This is a genomic window from Tolypothrix sp. PCC 7712 (assembly GCF_025860405.1).
Lineage (GTDB): Bacteria > Cyanobacteriota > Cyanobacteriia > Cyanobacteriales > Nostocaceae > Aulosira > Aulosira diplosiphon.
The window spans coordinates 4649183-4665679 of the sequence record NZ_CP063785.1 but is presented as its reverse complement, the minus strand read 5'-3'; the positions used below and the strand labels follow the sequence as shown (position 1 = coordinate 4665679).

At 41.3% G+C, this 16497-nt stretch carries 6 protein-coding genes; 1 reads left to right on the top strand and 5 read right to left on the bottom strand.

The window, feature by feature from the left end; all coding sequences use genetic code 11:
* Nucleotides 1-34: 34 nt before the first annotated feature.
* Entirely contained in the window at nucleotides 35-916 is an 882-nt protein-coding gene (locus tag HGR01_RS19165; protein WP_045873980.1) for an EboA family metabolite traffic protein, read from the bottom strand.
* A 528-nt stretch (nucleotides 917-1444) separates the two neighbouring features.
* Between HGR01_RS19165 and HGR01_RS19160 the strand changes: the two genes are divergently transcribed.
* Entirely contained in the window at nucleotides 1445-2650 is a 1206-nt protein-coding gene (locus HGR01_RS19160) for a 3-dehydroquinate synthase (RefSeq protein WP_045873883.1), read from the top strand.
* 590 nt (nucleotides 2651-3240) lie between these two features.
* Here the strand turns inward: HGR01_RS19160 and HGR01_RS19155 are convergent.
* The 4 genes from HGR01_RS19155 to HGR01_RS19140 form a co-directional block, all read right to left on the bottom strand.
* Nucleotides 3241-6810 carry an alpha/beta fold hydrolase gene (locus HGR01_RS19155; protein WP_045873882.1) on the bottom strand — a complete coding sequence of 1190 codons (3570 nt, stop codon included), beginning with the start codon at nucleotides 6808-6810 and terminating at the stop codon, nucleotides 3241-3243.
* A gap of 102 nt (nucleotides 6811-6912) precedes the next feature.
* Complete coding sequence (locus HGR01_RS19150; RefSeq protein ID WP_045873881.1) at nucleotides 6913-10194, bottom strand: non-ribosomal peptide synthetase; 3282 nt, start codon at nucleotides 10192-10194, stop codon at nucleotides 6913-6915.
* 69 nt (nucleotides 10195-10263) lie between these two features.
* Complete coding sequence (locus tag HGR01_RS19145) at nucleotides 10264-11403, bottom strand: acyltransferase family protein (protein ID WP_045873880.1); 1140 nt, start codon at nucleotides 11401-11403, stop codon at nucleotides 10264-10266.
* 190 nt (nucleotides 11404-11593) lie between these two features.
* Entirely contained in the window at nucleotides 11594-16495 is a 4902-nt protein-coding gene (locus HGR01_RS19140; RefSeq protein ID WP_045873879.1) for a type I polyketide synthase, read from the bottom strand.
* Nucleotides 16496-16497 lie beyond the last annotated feature (2 nt).

The following is a 16497-nucleotide window of genomic DNA, read 5'->3' as shown; positions in this document are numbered from 1 at the left end:
TACCCTGTGCCCATATTTTTTAGGGGGAAGCTTTTTATTTGCAGACTGTGACGCGATCGCGGCTAAAATTACTCCAAGTAAGTTCACCTTCGGCAATGGCTGAGTGCAAGTCTGGATAAAGAGATAGTAGTGCTTGTGCTTCTAATAAAGGGGATTGCGAACAAGCTAAGGCTGCTGCTTGTTTTTCGGCAATGCTGCCCTCTGCTAATACTTTGGCTAAATCTGCAATGATTGCATTATCGGCAAATTTTCCTACTGGCCGCCACAATTCTGGTGATACTGGACGTTTAGCAGCCCAACGTTCATGGGCATAGTTTACCAACATCCTTGCTAATTCAGAATTAGCACGTTGGTCTAGACCCCAAATTTGATGCAAAGGACTACCCACAAATAAAGCCTTCAGCACCATCTGATTCCAAGCAATATTATCTAAATAATTGGCTGGATAGGGGTTGTTAAGTGCGATCGCCTGGAATACATTAGTCATGTTACTGCGAATCCCTTCCGCCGCACGTTGGCGATGTAACTCTGGATGCGGCAGTAAAGGTAGACTTTGATACAGGGAAATCAACTCCCCCATATCCGCAACACTAAAAACCTTATCGAGCGATCGCAGATAATCTTCAGTGCGATCGTGGGGTAAAGCTAAAACTAAAAGTATTCTACCAGCTTGATCTACAGTCCAATTACCAGGCGACCAGCCAGGAACTAATTCATTAGCTGCTGCTAAGTCCTGGGATGTTAGCTGTAAATTCTTTTTACCCAGATAACGCGGTACAGCACTAAAAGAAGTATAAAATATCCTCTCAGGCGCACCGTTAGCAATCTGTATTTGCTTTTGTTCTAACCAAGCCAGTGCTTCCTGAGACACAGACTGTATTAGCCAATGATGTAACAACTGGTTGACATTACTCATGATTAATGCAAAATAATTCCTGAAGTTTTTTGTATGACAAACTAATTTCCAACTTTTTCCTACGTAAAAATATTTATTTAAGTCACTCGCAATAATCGCAATCATATTTTTTCTACTATAAGAAAATTACTGAGATGTATAAAAAAATTCATATCTAACTTTACTAAATCTATAAAAATCTGTAGAATTTAAATAAGATCATGTAAAGATAGGGCTATCAAGTGCTGATTTATAAGGGCAAATTATATAGAATAAGTCTACTCTAGAAATTTAATAATCTCCCTTAAGACGTACCTTTCAATAAAGGTTAAAGCCTAAAGCAAATTGCAGTCAGAATGTGAATGTTGCACAGATTTACCTAGGAAATTAAGCTAGTTACACTCACTTACTTAGTGAGAATCTATCTTCTATCAAGCATTTCAGTATTTCAGTACTGGAATGCCTTCTTAATGATGGAATCTGGGCAATTCCTAGCTACTAAAAAATCCCAACTTGGGATAGTAATACTTAAAAAATTATTCACTAAAGATGCTCATTACACACAAGCCTTCTACTAGCCTGCAAGCAATTCAGCAATCTGTCTGTGTTAACTTTAACTACGATGTTTACTTTAGCAATGGTCTGTTTCAATTAGACAATTCTTTACTAGCGCAAGTAATTGCCGCAGATGGAGAAATAACGGCAAAAAAAGTTCTAGCAATAGTAGATGGAGGACTGTTAAAACATCAGCATGGACTATTAAAACAAATATCAGTTTATGCAGATTTTTATTCAGATGTCATCAACTTAAGTGAGCCTCCAATCATCATTCCCGGTGGAGAAATAGTTAAGAACGAGCCAAGATTTGTAGAACAAATTCATCAGATGATTGATGCTGCTGGATTATGTCGCCACTCTTACGTATTAGCCATTGGGGGTGGAGCATTATTAGACATGGTAGGATACGCAGCAGCAACAGCGCACCGAGGGATTCGATTAATACGAGTACCGACCACAGTGTTAGCGCAAAACGATTCTGGTATAGGTGTAAAAAATGGCATCAATGCCTACGGTAAGAAAAACTTCCTCGGCACATTTATGCCACCTTATGCAGTATTGAATGACTTTGATTTTCTCACCAGTCTGAGCGATCGCGATTGGCGATCGGGCATTGCAGAGGCTGTGAAGGTAGCATTAATCAAAGATGCAGATTTCTTCGAGTTCATTATGCAATCTGCTGAGAAATTAGCTGCTCGTGATATGAGAGCTATGGAACAGGTAATTTATCGTTGCGCTCAATTGCATTTAGAACATATTGCCAATAGCGGTGATCCCTTTGAAAAAGGTTCATCCCGTCCCTTAGATTTTGGGCATTGGGCGGCTCATAAATTGGAAGACATCACCTACTACAAATTGCGTCACGGTGAAGCTGTGGCGATTGGTATAGCCTTAGATAGCACCTATTCCTATTTAACAGGACTACTATCGCAATCAGAATGGCAAAAGATTTTAGGCACACTGGAAACATTAGGCTTCACTTTGTACCTATCTGCATTAAGAGAGCAATTACATCAGCCAGAACATCCTCATTATTTATTTAGAGGACTGAGTGAGTTCCGTGAACACTTAGGTGGCAAATTAACAATTACCCTACTCCAAGCAATTGGGCAGAAAATAGAAGTTAATCAGGTAGATATCTCTGTTTATAAACAAGCTATATTGATGCTGCAAGATTGGGAACTTTCACACTCTTGAGCAACTATTAGGGTTTCTATATAGATTTCCGAAATACAAGTAGAGTGAGCATTACTCACTCTACTTTTTTATTATCACTAAATCTAATTGTCCTAATATTAACTGGCAAAATTGTAAATATCTTGAGTATATCAGCGTTATACAAATTTGAAAAAAGAATGCCACAGATTATAGGGGCAAGGCATTGCCCACCTGTGTCAACTTAAGCTAAAAGCTATATAGGGCGGGCGTTGTACAAATACCTCGCGCCCTCATCCCCTAACCCCTTCTCCCCCAGGAGAAGGGGAATTAAATCTCTTGCTCCCCTCTCCCGGCGGGAGAGGGGTTGGGGGTGAGGGCGAAAACCTAGCTACAAAGCGGGTTTCACGTTAAGTTGACACTAATGGGCATTGCCGTGCCCTGTAGAATATATTGATGTGTCGCAAACATTATTTGAATTGGTATTAATATTCCTCTATCGGTGGTTAATCCATCCTGATACAAAAATGGTAGAAAGTAAATTTACTTTCTACCAGCCTGAATTATATTTCTAATAAGCCTAATGCTTCATTCCATTAATTTCTAACAGCCAATAATTTTAAATTCATGGATTATGAAGCCTCTGCCATAGCTTTCTCAATACAAACCTTCATCTTTTCTGACAAAGATTGAACATAGGGTTCGTTAAAAATTGAGAAGTGGTTTCCTGGAACATGTTGGATATCCAAGCCACCTAAAGCCAATTCACCCCAACCCATGTTTGGATCTACCACACTTACAGGGCGTTCTTCTGCTCTAAATACAGTAACTCTACCCACATAAGCTTTGGGAACATATTCCTTAGCCGCTTGTTTGTTAAAATCTTTAATTTTTACTTGTTTGCGGTAGGCGTAAGGTAAGAAGCGGGAGATATTTAGGTAAGCTTTGAAACTTAATTTATTTAGCTTTCGTTTAACCATATAATCAATCCAACTGCACTTACCTTCTATTTGCTGAAGAATGTATTCAGGGCCAATTTCTATAAGGTTATCCCAATGGTGAGAAATGCGCTTCTGTGTAGGTATAGGCTTGATATTAGTCTGGAGACGAATGGTATTACTAGTATCAAATAAAGCTAACAAAGCAACCTTTTGACCTTGTGCAGCTAGCTGTCGAGCCATTTCCCAAACTACTAAGCCACCAAAAGAATAACCTCCTAAAAAATAAGGGCCTTGTGGTTGAATAGTTTGGATTTCTTTAATATAGTGAGCCGCCATTTTTTCAACACGGGTAAGGGGGGCTTTTTTACCATCCACGCCTATAGCTTGTAATGCATAAACTGGCTGGTCTGCACCAAGATAATTAGCAAAATCGCGATAGTAAAGCACACTTTCACCAGCACCATGAACACAAAATAAAGGTGGCTTATTACCGTTGGGTTGTAGTGGTACTAGTGATGAAGAAAGCAGCCATTCTCTTGTCTCTAAATTGGTTTGCTTTTCATCTACAATTTGTGAGGAATTTTCACCTTTAAAAACTTTGGATATAACTTTGCCAAAAAAGTCTTTAACTAAATATCTCGGTTGCTCAATATTTGCTTGTTTTTCAGTCTGTTTGTCGCGAATAAAATGAGCTAATTGCTCAATTGTTGGGGCTTGTAAAAGAATAGATAAAGGTAGAGTTTTGCCAAAAGTTTTTTCAATTTCAGCAAATAGCCTGACTGCAATTAGTGAATGTCCACCCAAATCAAAAAAGTTGTCTGTGATGCCAATTGGATGAATACCTAAGAAATTCTGCCAAATTTCTGTTAACTGAATTTGTAATGAGTCTTGTGGGGGAACAAATGTTTTTTCTATTTGAGTATTAGTTAGATTTTGAGAAATTTTGACTTGATGATCTAAACTTCCCAAAAACTGAATATTGCCATCACTTAAGTAGCGTCCTAAGTCACCAGTTTTGTAAAGATATGCTCCAGATTCGTTGCTAAAAGGATTAGGAATAAATTTCTCAGATGTTAACTCAGGAAGGTTGAAGTAGCCTTGAGTAATGCCGATACCGCTGATGTAGATTTCCCCAGTCACGCCGATGGGTAAAAGTTGCGATCGCTTGTCGAGGATGTAGACTTGGGTATTAGCGATCACTTTTCCTAAAAGAATTTCTGAGCGTGTTTCACTACAAACTAGATTGTCATTTGAGTGCAAAGAGATACTTGTTAATTCAGTATCTATACAGATAACTTTTGCCTGATACTCAGGAATGTTCTCAACTAAGGAACTTTGAGTTAAGAGAAAAGATACTTGAGCATCTGCTAAAATCTCAGCCCCAAGTGTAGGTGCGATCGCAACAGATGTGCCGCCAGCTTTTAAAATACCTAATAGCCCCACAATCGTTTCTAGGGAAGGTTCTAAATACAAACCGACATTTACCCCGGCTCCTACGCCTAAAGTTTGCAAATAGTGAGCTAGTTGATTTGCGCGCTGATTGAGTTCTTGATAGGTTAACTGCTGATTTGTAAAACTGACTGCAATATTATCGGGAGTTTGTTTAACTTGATTCTCAAAATACTGATGTATACAAATATCTTGGGGATAATCAGCTTGTTTGCCATGCCAATCAACTAATAATTGCTGTTCCCCGGCTGTTAACAGCGGTAATTCCGAAATCGGCTGATCTGGGTTAGCAACAATAGCTTCCAGTAAAGTTTTGTAGTGTCCCAGCATCCGTTCTACAGTACTGGTATCAAACATCTCGGCATTGTAATCAAATACCATGCCCAAACCATTATCCTGTTCCCGCAATACCAATGTCAGATCGTATTTGGTCTTGCCATGATAGATGTAGCCAAATAGAGAAGCGATCGTCAAATCAGGTAATTCTACCGCAGCCATACCACGACCATTTGACCAAGGCGGATTCAGGGAGAATTTTACTTGAAATAATGAGGAAGTATTACGGCTTTGTTGTTCTGGTTTAAGTTCTTCAATAAGTCTTTCAAAAGGTAAGTCTTGATGGCTATAAGCTTCTAAACAATCCTTACGTACTCGGTCTAATAATTCTCGGAAAGTGGGATTACCAGCTAAATTACTCCGCAGTACCAAAGTATTCGAGAAAAATCCAATCAGTCTTTCGGTTTCAACTTGTCCGCGTCCAGCACTAGCAAAGCTAACTAGTAAATCTTCTTGCCCAGAATAGCGATAAAGTAATAGCTCAAATACTGTTAGTAGCGTCATAAACAGGGTGGCTCCCCATTTTTGACTCAAGTCTGTCAACGCATGATTGAGCGCCTTGGGTAGTAACAAAGCAGCGCGATCGCCTCGGTAAGTTTGTGCTCCTTGGGGACGGGGATAATCGTAAGGTAAGTCTATGATTGGTAAATGGCCTTTTAGCTTTTGCTTCCAGTAGTTTACTTGTGACTCTAAAACCTCACCTTGCAGCCATTGATGTTGCCAATGAGTAAAATCAGCATACTGCACTGGTAAGGGTGGTAAAGGCGAAGGCTGGCCTGCTGACAGTGCTTTGTAGATGGTAGTAAAGTCTTGATAGAAAACATCAGAAGAAGCACCATCGCAAACTATACTGTGCATATTCCAAATCAGCAAATGTTCGCGATCGCTCAACCGCAGCAGCAGCACTCGCAAAACTGGCCCATTGGCTAAATCAAAGGGTTGATGAGCTTCTTTGGTTGCTAATATATGAGCTTCTGTCTCTTTTTGTTCCTCTGGTACTTGCTGTAAGTCAATAACTGGTAGCTTTAAGGAAACATCTGTGGCGATGACTTGAGTCGGCTTACCATTCACAGCCGGGAAAGTTGTCCGCAAAACTTCATGGCGACGGACAACTTCGCGCAAACTTTCCTCTAACACAGCAACATTGAGATTCCCCGTAAACCGCACCACAACGGGCATATTATTTGAGGAACTATTCGGTTCAAATTGATGCAGAAACCATAAGCGTTGCTGTCCAAAAGAAACCGGCAAATTACCAGTTCGCTCACAAGCGACAATTGGCGGAATTTTAGAAGTGGCGGTTGTGGTAACTTGGTGCAGAAAGTTGATGATTTCAGCTTTTTGCGTTTTTAACTCATTCAACAATTCTGGTGTCAGGCTGTCTTTTGCTGCGCGATAACGCAGGCGATCGCCCTCTAACCAAAGTTTGACATCGCGCTGACGTAGCTCAGATAGTAGTTCATCCAATGTTTTCATAAAACCTCGTGGAAAATGTGGCTGTATGGGGAATGGGTAATTGGTAATGGGTAATGGGGATTTCTCCCCTTCCCTCACCAAAGCTGATTAGCTATGGAAGTATCAAAGCTCACCTTCTTCGTAATCATCTGCTGAATCACTCTCAGCACCTTCAATACCTTGAGTAGCCCAACGCAGAGTTTCTACTCGTTCAGCCAAATCTGCTACCGTGGGTAATTCAAATAAATTGGACATCAAAATTTCTACTTGCAAAGCCTGTCTCAGGCGAGAAATTACTTGAATTCCTAAAAGAGAATATCCGCCCAATTCAAAAAAGTTATCGTAAATCCCAACTCGCTTGACATTTAAAACCTGCGTCCAGATATCTGAAATTTTCTGCTCAATGGGAGTGCGCGGTGCAACATAATTTGCTTCCAATTCTGGACTATAAGCATCAGGCTTTGGCAAGGCGCGGCGATCTACTTTGCCGTTCGCATTCAGAGGTAAAGCTTCTAGTGCCACAAAAATCTTTGGCACCATATACTCAGGCAATTGTTGTTTTAAGAATCTCCGTAACTCTGAAATAATTTGCGAACTATCTTCATTAGTTTCAGCTACAAAATACCCAACTAGCAATTTCTCCCCAGGAGAATCTTCACGCACAATTACTACAGCTTCTTTCACTAGCGGAGATTGTAAAAGTGCAATTTCAATTTCACCCAATTCAATGCGGAAACCACTAACTTTTACCTGGTTATCAATCCGACCGAGGTATTCAATCTCGCCATTGGGCAAATAGCGCGCCAAGTCACCACTCTTATATAAGCGTGATTGAGAATCTGCGCTCAAGGGGTTCGCAATAAATCTCTCAGCAGTTAAATCTGGACGATTGAAATATTCTCGTGCTAAACCATCACCACCAATATACAACTCACCTGTAATGCCAATAGGAACTTGTTGTAAATGGGAGTCCAAAATATAAACTTGGGTATTAGCAATTGGACGACCGATCGGAATAGAAACCCCTGGCTTTAATGGTGCTGTAATTTCATAACAGGAAGTGAAAGTTGTACTTTCTGTTGGCCCGTAACCATTAATTAATTTACAGTTTTCTACCGTATTAAGAAATTTCTGAACATGGGGAACAGATAAAACATCACCACCTGCTAACAGTTGACGCAAGGGTTTTAAAGCCTCAATTTTTTCATCAACTATCAAGTGGAATAAACCTGCTGTCAGCCACAGTGTTGTCACTTGGTATTGCTGAATAATTCCCCCTAATTCATCTAAAGATGGGGTATGAGGAGGGAAGATAACTAATTTGCCACCGTTAAGTAAACACCCCCAAATTTCAAAAGTGGAAGCGTCGAAAGAAACAGGACTAATTTGCAGGAATATTTCTTTTTCGGTGAGACTGACATAGTTAGTTTCTTTAACTAACCTCACTACACCTTGATGAATAACACTAACACCTTTAGGCTGACCTGTAGAACCAGATGTATACATTACATAAGCCAAGTTATGAGGCTTGACATTAGTAATTAAATTCTCTGCTGCTTGTTGGCTGATAGTATGCCAATCTGCATCTAAGCAAATTACATTTGCGTTATGAGTAGGTAGTTTTTCAACTAGTCGTTTTTGGGTGACTAATAATTTAATTTGGGTATCCGCAAGCATGAACGCCAAACGTTCTTGGGGATAACCCGGATCTAAAGGTACATAAGCCCCACCAGCTTTCAGAATACCTAATAGACCTACTATCATTTCTAAAGAGCGTTCCACGCAGATTCCCACCAACACATCTGCGCCTACTCCTAATGTTTGTAGGTATTGTGCTAATTGATTGGCGCGAGTATTTAACTCTTGATAAGTAAGTTGCTGTCCTTGAAATACCAAAGCCACAGCATCAGGGGTACGCGCTACCTGTTCCTCAAATAATTGATGGATGGATTGATCTTGAGGATAGTTGGTTTGAGTTTGGTTCCAAGCTGCTAATAGCTGTTGCTCAACTGCTGGTAAAATTGGCAATTTCGCAATAGTTTGATTGGGATTTGCAACTATACCCTGCAACAAAGTTTCAAACTCTGCCATCCGGCGGTGGATAGTGTCAGCATCAAATAAGTTAGTGTTGTACTGACATTCCAGAGTTAGTTGACCGCGTAATTCTGTAGCATTAATAAATAGCTCAAAGTTCTCAAAGGAGCGAGGGTTAGAGAAAAATTCTACTTCTAAACCACTGAAGGGGAGTTTATCGCTATCTAAACCTTGATCGATATTAAATGTAATCGGAACCAAAGGAATCCGGCTCGAATCCCTTGGAATACTTAATTTTTTAACTAGACTCCCAAAGGTAAATTGTTGATGATCGTAGGCATCTAAAACAGTAGAACGACGACTTTGCAAATATTCGCTGAAAGATTGTGCGCCATTAATTTGGCTACGTAGTGGTAATAAATTTACACAGTGACCTACGAGATTATATTGACCTAAAGCAGCTTGTCCGGCGGCGGGAATACCCACAACCAAGTCATTTTGTCCGGTGATACGGTGTAGCCAAGCCTCAAATCCTGCCAGGATAGTAGTCATAAAACTACAACCAAATTTTGTGCCTAGCTGTTTGAGATCTGCAACTAATTGCGGATTTAATTGCCAATCTTCGCGCGCGGCGTTAAAAGTTCTGATATGTGGGCGAGGGCGATCGCAGGGGAAATCTAGTACAGGTACAGAGTCAGCGAATTGTTCTAACCAGTATTGTTCAGTGGCGATCGCTTCTGGACTATCTACCTCTTCTTCTTGCAAAACAGCATAATCACTGAGGCGATCGCTTTCATCTAATTCGGGAACAATACCTTCTAGCAAGCCAGAATACAGTTTACCTAAATCTGGCATCAGCACCGCCCAAGACCAACCATCACAAATAATATGATGAGCCGTTAAAATCGCTATATGTTCTTGCGGCTGCAATTTGATAATTTGCGCCCGGAATAGGGGGCCATGTTCCAAATCAAAGGGTTTTTCTACTTCTTGTATTCTGATACTAGCTAATTTTTCCTGTTGCTCTTGTGGTTCTAGGCTAGAAATATCAATAATTGGGATTTCAATTTGTAGCGAATCAACAATGCAGAGCGTATTACCATCTGTGCTAAAAGTTGTTCTGAGCGCTTCATGACGTAGCACTAACTCTTGCAGTGCAGATTGGAAAACTGTAACATCAAGTTTACCTTTGAATCGCAGAGATTGGGATTCGTTATAAGCACAATTTGCCGCATCCCCCATTTGCACAGAAGCCCAAATTTCTTTTTGAGATTCAGTAGCAGGAGCAGTTAATAGTAATTCTCCCTCTGCAAATGGGTCAAACTCAACAGCAGTTAATTCAGACTGGAAATTTACAGGTGATAAAGTCATAAAAATCTCTTATTCTCTCAAGCTATTTAATGGTTTTAGATGGATTTTGGTTTAATAAACTGCTGATACTCAATACTGGTTAGCTAAAAGTTTTGACTTTAAATAATGACGCATAGGAACCTCTACAAATTTATATGTTAGTGATGCTACTAATAAAGTAATCATCAAAAATACTCCTAGAGCGAGGAAGTTTTCTAACCTAGTAAAACTTTGCCCAAAAATTTCGTTAAATTCATAAGACCAGACAAATTTAATTATTTCTTGAATAAACCAATGAACCAGATAAACTGAGTAAGATATTGTCCCAAGATAGAGCATTAGCTGTGAATTTAAAAATTTTGATATCATCCCTTTGTTATTGACAGCTACAGCCAAAATAAGTAAAGAAAACCCTGGTAAAATTAGCCAATCATGAAGGCTCCGCCAATGATGCCAGTAATTATGCATAATTAACATTATCCAAGTTATAGCTATGATTGCTAATAAATTGAGATTAAAATACTTTTGATAATGACCTCGACGATAGACTTTGTAAGTGATAATGCCAAGTACACATTCTAGTCCGCATCTAGCTATCGCAGGTACGCCAATAATACTATCTAAATTCCCACGAGTAAAAGTAATTAATAATAATATACCCAAGAGACTAGAAATATACATCAGCAAATCATTTTTATAATTGTTTCTTAATATAAAGAATAATAAAAATGGAAATATACAGTAAATTACAAACTCAACACTAATTGACCAAGCAGGCTCATTCCAATAAGTATTACACCAAAATAGAGGCGGGCAATTGAGGTCAAAGGCTTGGAGAAGAAAAACATTGGCAAACAAGGCTGTTAAGTTAAACTTCCCCGTGAACACAGAATGATGAATTAAACAGGCTTTTAAAATTTCTAATCCAATAAATAAAGACAAAATGAATATATGTAGAGGATAAATTCTGGCAAACCGCGAAAGTAAGTATGAGCGATAGTTAGCTGAATTCAATTTTGCAGAAAAATCTCTAGCATAAACGTGGGTCATGATGAAACCACTCAAGATAAAGAAAAAGTCTACCCACAAATATCCATTATGAAAAAAATTGCTATATGTTGATAATGTGGAACCAATTTTAGGTAATGTGTAGTAAGAGAAATGATGGATAACAACAACTAAAGCTGCAATACCCCGCAGAGAAGTAAGCGAATTAATGTGTTTATACATTGATACTTTTGCTGGGACAATTTTTACAAATTTGTCAAAAGAAATAATTAACTGCCGATAGAAGAGGATGGACGCAGATAAATTTGTATTTCAGTAGATGATGATTTCTAGATTTATGTGATTGATGTTTGGCGCTGCTGAATTGGATGAAACAAATCATTCCGCCAGCAACGCCGATTTTTACAGTACTTTAGGAAACACCGGCGACTTGTAAATATTTCCCAGGACGCTCAGGATCGGGGATATACCAAGAGGGGTTACCTTGCGGATCGCGTCCTAATTTTGCACCAGGCTGGGGAGGACGATTGCGGAGGCTGTTATTGGTAACGACAACTTCATTTTGGCTGCGGGTTGTGACTTCTTCAGCAGGTGTAGCAAAGAAGCCAGCAGCTTGCATTTCAGCAAGACTCTCTTTAAAAGCCGTCATCACGAAAGCCAAATCAGCTTCCGAATGGGCGGTGGTGAGGAAGCAAGGACGGTGATCCCAAATATGTACTCCCTTTTCCCGCATCAAGTAAAAGAACAAATCTCCATATATGAACTCTGGCGCAGGTTTCACCATGAATAGGGAACCGAAATTATAGGCTGTGAAGGGTGCATTTACTTGTTGGAAACATCTCATTATTTCTGCTACAAACTTATCGGTTCTAGCATTGAGATTTTGCTGTAAGCTGGGGCCACTCTGCTTTAAATGTTGCAGTACTGCTTTTGCGGCTGCTAGTGCTAGGGGATGGCGGACGAAAGTACCGGCAAAGTAAGTGACACCAACCTCTGGAACTGAATCATCACCATACTGCCAAAAGCCACCATCGAGAGCATCCATATATTTTGATGTCCCAGCAATGACTCCAATCGGTAGCCCACCGCCGACTATCTTACCGTAGGTGGCAATGTCAGCTTTAATACCGAAGTGAGCTTGTGCGCCACCGGGATGAATTCTAAATCCTGTGACGATTTCATCAAAGATGAGAGCAATATCAGCCTCTTCAGTAAACTCACGCAATTGCTGCAAGAATTCCTTGGGTTGGTATTCTGGGCGGCGGCTTTGTACAGATTCCACCATCACCCCAGCTAATTCATCAGCCCGACTTTTGAGGATTTCTAAAGATTCGGGTGAATCATAATCCAGTACCAAAATATTCTCTACTTTTTCTGGGGGAATACCAGGCGCGGCGGGAATTGACCGCAGTTGCTTGCTACCGCGAACAATGACTTCATCTAAAATGCCGTGATAGGCTCCCGAAAAGATGGCGATTAAGTTACGGCCTGTGATTGTCCGCGCTAACCGCATCGCCCCTAAAACGGCTTCTGAACCTGTGTTACAAAAAGCGGCGCGGTCAAAGTTGGTCAATTCACACATCAACTTTGCGACTTCTCCCACTAAAGGAGTTTGGGGGCCGATTTCCATACCAAGTTTCAGTTGGGCTTCAATTGCTTCGGTAATAAAAGCTGGTGACCAACCAAATAAATTCAAACCAAAACCATTGCTTAAATCAACATATTCGTTACCGTCAATGTCCCAAAGTTTAGAACCTGATGAACGAGATACCACAATTGGGTAAACCATCTCTTTCATCGTGGGGTTGAAGCCAGAAACACTTCTGGGATCTGCCAAGTAACGGCGATGAGATTGGGTATATTCTTTAGATTGTTGCGTCCGTTTTGTATATCGTTGGATAAATTTATCTAGATAAGTGCGTTGTGCGGTTGTCAGAGTTTTCTGGGTTTTTTCAATTCGCGCTGCTGCACCAAATGCCTTTTTAGCACCGTTGGATTCAGCTTCTACTGTTGGTTTTACTTCTTTGGTGGTTTGGGTAGGGGTAACAGATACAGTATTTTGCGGAGTGGATACTGTCGGTACAACTGGCGTTGTTAGGGATAAATTGTTGTTACCCAGTAACGCCAATTGTTGAGTCATGATTTGTAGCTGCTGATTAATCACAGTTTCTAGGAAACTGGATGCAACAACAGGTTGAGCAGCAATTTGTTGCGGTGCAGATACATTTGTTGGGACTTGATGCACTATCGGAGATGTAGTTACAGGTGTCGGTAATGGTGCTTCGGGAGTAGGTTCTGCAACGGTTTCTGTCAAACCAAGCGCGGATACAGTTTCTGGAGACAAACCTTCATTAACTAAGTCAGCCAAGGTTCCTAAATTTGGGCAAACTTCTAGTAACTGTCTGAGTGTTACCTTGACTTTAAATTTTTTCTTTAACGCTAGCCCAACTTGAGTTAAAGATAGGGAATCTAACCCCATTTCTAAAAACGTTGTCGAGTCGTCAAAACCAGCGATTTCTAGTCCAGAGGTTTCTTCGAGAACTTCTTTGAGCAGGGGAATAAGTTTTTGCTTGGGGGATGACATAGTTGCAGGTTTCTCTAAAATTTGGGGATTGGGAGGTTGAGTAGTTTTGGCGCGGTTGGGATGGGGTAGTGGATCAATCCAAAAACGTTGGCGTTCAAAGGGATAAGTCGGAAGCGGGATTCGCTGGCGTGTTTCGTCTTGATAGAAATTGCTCCAGTCGATAGTCACTCCTGCTAACCACAGTTGTCCTACTGCTTTGAGTAATGCATTCCATTCGGCTGCGTTCTCAGCGTTATCAGCCAGAGATGCGATCGCAATTTGTTGTTTGATATCTTTTGCTTGTTGGCGCGCTAGGGTTGCAGTTGTCGCGCGTGGCCCTACCTCCAGCAGTACCCGTTCTGGCTGTTCCCAGAGAGTTTGTACGCCTTCCGCAAATCTCACTGTCTGGAGCAGATGATTTGCCCAATACATTGGATCAGTGGCTTGTTCAGATGTAATCCAGTTAGCGGTAACTGTGGAAACAAAGGGAATTTGAGGCGCGGATAATTTAACTTGTGCAACTACCTCTGCAAAGGGAGCCACAATGCTATCCATCATTGGGGAGTGGAAAGCATGGGAGGTATGGAGATAGCGACAGACAATTTCTTCGCTTTCTAGTTGTTGTTGTAGTGATGCGATCGCCTCTGTAGGGCCTGCAACTACACATAGGGAAGGGCCGTTAATAGCAGCGATCGCTAATTCTGCACTCAATCGCGGCTCTACCTCTTTAGCTGGGAGACGCACTGAAAGCATGGCTCCTCCCGGTAATTCCCACATTAAGCGCCCGCGAGTTGCAACCAACAGCAGCGCATCTTCTAAGCTAAATACACCCGCAATACAGGCGGCGACAAATTCACCAATACTATGCCCAATCATGGCTTGGGGTTTGACTCCCCAACTTTGCCATAGTTGCGCTAGGGCGTATTCAATCACGAATAATGCTGGCTGGGTAAAGAAGGTTTGTTTTAAAGAAATAGCCGCAGTTTCGCGATCGCCTGGCGCGGGATACATGATTTCTCGTAAATCTCTCCCCAGCAAAGGTTTGAGAATTTCCGCACATCGATCTACTACTTCACGAAATATAGGTTCGCGATTGTAGAGATTCAATCCCATATTCACATATTGCGATCCTTGCCCTGGGAACATGAAAGCAACAGGGGGATTACGGATTTCTGTATGACGAGTACTGACTTGATTGGGGTCTAAAGATTGCAGAGAGGCGATCGCATCTGTAATATCGTGACAAACTACATAGCGGCGATAGTTGAAGGCTTTACGTCCACGCTGTAAGGTATAGGCAACATCAGCCAAGTTAACTTCGGCGTTATATTGCAGATGTTGCTGTAAATTGGCGGTTGCAGCATCTAAGGCTGTACTTGTTTTGGCGGAGAGCAACAATAGCTGCTGTGGGCGAGAAGCACCAGAAGATTGAATTTCTGGGGTTTCTTCCAAAACTACATGAGCATTTGTCCCACCCACACCAAAGGAACTCACACCAGCACGGCGCGGAGTTTCACCTTCTGGCCATTCCACTAGTTTGGTATTGACATAGAAGGGGCTATTGGCAAAATCAATCTTGGGGTTGGGGGCTGTAAAATTCAGGCTTGGGGGTAGCTTTTTGTGATACAGCGAGAGCGCAGTTTTAATTAAACCCGTTACCCCAGCGGCTGCTACTAAATGCCCAAGATTGCTTTTGACTGAGCCAATCGCACAAAATTGTTTCGCATCTGTATGGACTCGGAATGCTTGGGTTAAGGCTTCAATTTCAATCGGGTCACCTAGCGGTGTGGCTGTACCGTGCGCTTCAATATAAGAGATAGTTTCGGGGTGAATGTTGGCGTAAGCTTGGGCCATCGCAATGGCTTCGGCTTGTCCATCTACACTGGGAGCCGTAAAGCTTACCTTATCACCACCATCATTATTAATACCCAGCCCCCGAATTACCGCATAAATGCGATCGCCATCTTGCAGTGCATCTTCTAAACGCTTTAGGGCAACTATTCCTGCGCCGTTATTGAACATTGTGCCTTGAGCGTTGACATCGAAGGGGCGACAATGTCCATCACCGGAAAGCATACTGCCTTCTTGAGCTATATAACCGCTATTTTGGGGTGTAGTCATAGATACACCACCAGCTAAAGCCAAATCACATTGATAGTTGCTTAGGGCTTGACAAGCTTGGATAATTGCTACTAATGAAGTAGAGCAAGCAGTATTTACACTGACAGCCGGGCCTTTGAGGTTAAGTTTATACGCCGCACGGGTGGTTAAAAAGTCTTTTTCATTAGCTAGCATCGTTTGGAATTCACCGATGCGATCGACAATTTCCATCCGGCCGCTAATGTTGTTAGCAAAATAAGTATTTTGTCCACAACCAGCGTATAACCCAATCAAACCATCGAAAGACTCTGATTCATAACCAGCATTTTCTAAAGCTTCATACACCAACTCTAGAAAAACTCTGGCTTGGGGGTCCATCACTACAGCTTCTGCGGGATTGATACCAAAGAAAGCTGCATCAAAGGTTTCGCCTCCGGGGATAGTTCCTCTAGCTTTGACGTAGCTAGGATCTTGGCAAAGGTTGGGGTCAATACTGGGATCTAATTCCTCATCTTGAAAAAAAGTTGTTGATTCTACTCCCTCACAGAGATTGCGCCATAATTCATCGACATTTCTAGCGCCAGGAAATTTTCCTACCATGCCAATAATGGCAATACCATCAATAGGATCGTGGTTATCGGATGCTTGCATAT